A 4,870-nucleotide genomic window follows, 5' to 3' on the forward strand; every position below is an offset into this window, starting at 1 on the left:
CAATCAGAATACGGATATCCAGCGTAACTTTTTACGGCATCAGATCTGGCCCTTGTTACAGCAGCGCTGGCCCGCGATAAATCAGAATCTGGCGCGCTCAGCACAAAATCTGCAAGAAAGCCAAACGCTGCTGGATGCGTTGGCTGAAGAGGATCTGCTTGCCATCGATGCAAATCCCACGCAAGGCAGCTTAAAGATTAGTGAATTACTGCTGCTGAATGCCGCACGGCAGCGCAATGTACTGCGTTTTTTTATGACAACGTTAAACATGGCATTGCCATCACGTAAAAATCTGCAACGTATTCTGGATGAAGTTTGTCTGGCGGCGGCGGATAGTCAACCGCAAGTGAGATGGCATCATTATATTGCCAGACGCTATCAAAACAAGCTGTATTTAAGTTCTGAACCGGAATCGGTAAGCGTGACATCACCTGATTTGATTTACGATCAACAGCCACAAATATTAGATACGGAACGCCGTTTAGTCTGGGAAGCTCACAAAGGTCAGGGGATATCTGACGAGCTGTTTAAGGCTGGCTTATCGATACGGTTTCGTCAGGGGGGCGAAAAAATTCAGTTGCCAGGAAAGACACATCACCAATCATTGAAAAAATTGTTCCAGGAGTGGCAAATCCCGGTTTGGCAGCGTGACACAATCCCATTGTTATTTGCAGATCAAGAGTTGGTCGCAATTGTTGGCTATGTCTGCGCCAAAACAGTAAAGCCACAATCGGACCAAACTGGCTGGGTGCCAACGATTGAACGTATTTCTCAGGGAGATTTTGATTGAGGCCATCAGGCAATTCTGATACTTTATGTCGATATTTTTGAGTGTGGCTATTCTGGCTGCGCCGCTATTGCAAAAACTCTCCATAATATGACTAAATTTATATTTGTCACTGGTGGTGTTGTGTCGTCTCTCGGTAAGGGAATCGCGGCGGCTTCACTGGCAGCGATTCTTGAAGCCCGTGGTCTGAAGGTCACGATGGTAAAACTCGATCCGTACATCAATGTCGATCCGGGAACAATGAGCCCACTGCAGCATGGTGAGGTATTTGTAACGGATGATGGTGCTGAAACCGATTTGGATTTGGGTCACTATGAGCGGTTTATTGATGCCAATATGACCAGCCGAAATAACCATACTACCGGGCAGATTTACGAAAATGTGATTCGTAAAGAACGTCGTGGTGAGTATCTGGGAAATACGGTTCAGGTCATTCCGCACATCACTGATGAAATTAAACGCTGCATTTTTGAAGGTGCTGGCGATGCGGATGTGGCATTGATTGAAATCGGCGGTACAGTAGGCGATATTGAGTCACTGCCGTTTCTGGAAACCATTCGTCAAATGGCCACCGAATTAGGTCGCGACAGAGCGCTGTTTATACATCTTACCCTGGTGCCGTATATTGCTTCAGCAGGTGAAATCAAAACCAAACCGACCCAGCATTCCGTTAAAGAATTACGTACGATTGGTATCCAGCCGGATGTTTTGTTATGCCGCATGGATCGTCCATTACCGGAGTCTGAACGGCGTAAAATTTCATTGTTCACCAACGTACCGGAAAAATCAGTTATCACCTGTATTGATGTTGACAGTATTTACAAGATTCCAATGGAGTTACACAAGCAGGGGCTTGATGACATTGTGGTGAAACAACTGGGGTTGGATGCCAAACCGGCCGATTTGAGTCAGTGGCAACAGGTTTATGAAAATCTGTCTAATCCTCAGGGTGAAGTCAACATCGCTATGGTCGGCAAATATATGGAGCTGACTGAAGCTTATAAGTCGCTTTCAGAATCTTTGATACATGCGGGCATCCATACCCGTACCAAGGTTAATGTGCATTATGTCGACTCAGAAATGATCGAAAAAAATGGCACAGACAGCATTGCCAATATGGATGCGATTCTGGTGCCGGGTGGTTTTGGTAAACGCGGTGTTGAAGGCATGATTTCAACAGCACAGTTTGCCCGTGAGAATAATATTCCCTATCTGGGTATTTGTCTGGGCATGCAGGTTGCGGTGATTGAATATGCTCGTCACAAAGCCGGTTTAAACAAGGCTTTCAGCACCGAATTTGATGCCAATACGCCTGATCCGGTCATTGGTTTAATTACTGAATGGCAAAAAGAAGATGGCAGCGTTGAACAGCGTGATCACGATTCGGATCTGGGAGGCACCATGCGTTTGGGCGGGTATCCTTGTGTGTTGAAACCGGGGTCACTGGCACAACAGATCTATGGTGCCGATGAAATTATTGAACGACATCGTCATCGCTATGAATTTAATAACAATTATAAACAGAAACTGGAAGATGCCGGTCTGGTGTTTTCTGGCATGTCGAAAGATAACTCATTGGCAGAAATGATCGAAATTCCCGGTCATCCCTGGTTTGTTGCCTGCCAGTTTCATCCTGAATTTACTTCCACGCCAAGACATGGCCATCGCCTGTTTGAAGGTTTTATTAACGCTGCAGTGGCGAATCATAAAAAACGAGGACAGCAGTAATGCAATTATGTGGTCATGAAGTGGGTGGCAAACAGCCGTTATTTTTGATTGCCGGAACCTGTGTTATTGAAAGCGAACAAATGACCATGGATGTGGCTGGGCAGTTAAAAGAAATGACCGACAAACTGGGGATCCCGTTTATCTACAAATCCTCTTTTGATAAAGCCAATCGCACGTCCACTACAACCTATCGTGGTCCCGGCCTTGAAGCGGGTATGGCGATTCTGGAAAAGGTCAAAAAAGAATTCGGTCTGCCTATTTTGACAGACGTTCATGAAGACACACCGCTGGCTGAAGTCGCCAGTGTGGTCGATGTCTTACAAACGCCGGCTTTTTTGTGTCGCCAGACAAACTTTATAATCAATGTGGCAAGCCAGGGGTTGCCGGTCAATATTAAAAAAGGCCAGTTCCTGGCACCATGGGATATGCAGCATGTTGCGGATAAAGCCAAATCCACCGGTAATCAGCAGATCATGTTATGTGAACGTGGCACGTCATTCGGCTACAACACGTTAATTTCAGATATGCGTGGTTTACCAACAATGCGTCATATGGGGTGTCCTGTCGTATTTGATGCCACACATTCTGTGCAGCAACCCGGTGGACAAGGTGGCAAAAGTGGTGGTCAAAGACAATTCGTTCCAGTACTGGCACGCTCTGCGGTTGCGGCCGGTATTGCCGGCGTGTTTATGGAAACCCATCCTGATCCGGAAAAAGCATTAAGTGATGGCCCGAACTCCTGGCCATTAGCCAAAATGCAGGCCTTACTGGAAACATTGATTGCTATCGACAAAACAGTGAAACAGCAGGATTTTATCGAAGACGCCTACCTGTAACAGGTAACACTATTCGAGGTTGAATAGTGTCTGGCATTTTCAGCTTATTTTAGGTGGAGACAACAATGAGTAAAATTATCGATGTTCGTGGTCGTGAGATCATTGACTCTCGTGGCAATCCGACAGTGGAAGCGGATGTCATACTTGAAAGTGGTGCAATGGGAAGAGCCGCTGTGCCTTCTGGTGCTTCCACAGGGGCTCGTGAAGCGATTGAGTTACGTGATGGTGATGCACTGCGCTACCTGGGCAAAGGTGTGACTAAGGCTGTTGAGGCAATCAATAGTGAATTGCGTGCTGCCGTTGTTGGTTTGGATTGTTTTGATCAAAAGGCACTGGACGATAAGTTGATCGCCTGTGATGGTACAGAGAACAAAAAACGTCTTGGAGCCAATGCTCTTTTAGCTGTGTCTATGGCGAACGCTGTTGCTGCCTCCGAAGAAAAAGGACTGCCTTTATACCGCTACCTGGGTGGCGATAAAGCGGTGACTTTGCCTGTGCCGATGATGAATATTATCAACGGTGGTTCTCATGCTGATAACAGTGTGGATTTCCAGGAATTCATGATAGTTCCGGTCGGTAGCAAAAGCTTTAAGGAAGCGGTACGTGCCGGTGCTGAAATCTTTCATCAGTTAAAAGCAGTTTTATTGTCGCAAGGCCTGAATACTGCGGTAGGTGATGAAGGTGGATTCGCACCGGATCTGGCTTCCAATGAAGCCGCTATGGAACTGATTATGGAAGCTATTAAAAAGGCCGGTTATGAACCGGGTCGTGATGTCATGATTGCACTTGATGTTGCCAGTTCAGAGTTTTATAAAGACGGTTTATATCGCCTCGAATCCGAACAGCGTAGTCTCACCGCAGCTGAATTAACTGATTTGCTGGAAAACTGGTGCAATAAGTATCCCATCATCAGCATTGAAGACGGAATGGATGAAAACGATTGGCAAGGTTGGAAATTACTAACTGAACGTGTGGGTGACCGTATTCAGTTGGTAGGGGATGACTTGTTTGTCACCAACAGCGCCATTCTGCAGCAAGGTATTGAGGCCAATGTTGCCAATGCCATTTTGATTAAGCTGAACCAGATTGGTACGTTGAGTGAAACGCTTAATGCAATGAATTTGGCAGCTGAAGCTGGCTACAAGTCAATTGCTTCACATCGAAGTGGTGAAACTGAAGATACCTTCATTGCGGATTTGGCGGTTGCCACGCAATGTGGTCAGATTAAAACGGGTTCGATGTCGCGTTCTGATCGTGTGGCTAAATATAATCAACTTTTGCGTATAGAAGCTGAGCTGGGGGCAACCGCGATTTACCCTGGTTTGCAGGCATTTCCATCTAGATGATATTCGTTGCATGAAAACAGTACTCATTGTACTGACCTTCATATTTGTAATGCTGCAATATCGATTGTGGTTAAGTCATGACGGTTTGCCAGCCCTGTTACGTTTGCATCACACAGTAGAAAAACAACGGATTGATAATTCTAAACTGGAAGAACGTAATCAGGTTCTGGCGG

General features: G+C 46.0%; 4 protein-coding genes. All 4 read left to right on the top strand.

All coding sequences use genetic code 11. The features are described 5' to 3' along the window. Positions 1-790, top strand: a 790-nt coding sequence (gene tilS / locus B3O33_RS08410; protein ID WP_292363390.1) for a tRNA lysidine(34) synthetase TilS, incomplete at its 5' end; no start/stop codon positions are given. 87 nt (positions 791-877) lie between these two features. After that, positions 878-2,515, top strand: a complete 1,638-nt coding sequence (locus tag B3O33_RS08415; RefSeq protein ID WP_292360016.1) for a CTP synthase — start codon at positions 878-880, stop codon at positions 2,513-2,515. Further along, the gene (gene kdsA / locus B3O33_RS08420) at positions 2,515-3,351 is read left to right on the top strand and encodes a 3-deoxy-8-phosphooctulonate synthase (RefSeq protein WP_292360014.1); all 837 of its coding nucleotides are present in this window, start codon (positions 2,515-2,517) and stop codon (positions 3,349-3,351) included. The genes B3O33_RS08415 and kdsA overlap by 1 nt, the downstream gene beginning before the upstream one ends. A gap of 65 nt (positions 3,352-3,416) precedes the next feature. Then, complete coding sequence (gene eno, locus B3O33_RS08425) at positions 3,417-4,697, top strand: phosphopyruvate hydratase (protein ID WP_292360013.1); 1,281 nt, start codon at positions 3,417-3,419, stop codon at positions 4,695-4,697. Positions 4,698-4,870 lie beyond the last annotated feature (173 nt).

Source organism: Methylophaga sp. UBA1464 (assembly GCF_002325665.1).
Classification (GTDB): Bacteria; Pseudomonadota; Gammaproteobacteria; order Nitrosococcales; family Methylophagaceae; genus Methylophaga.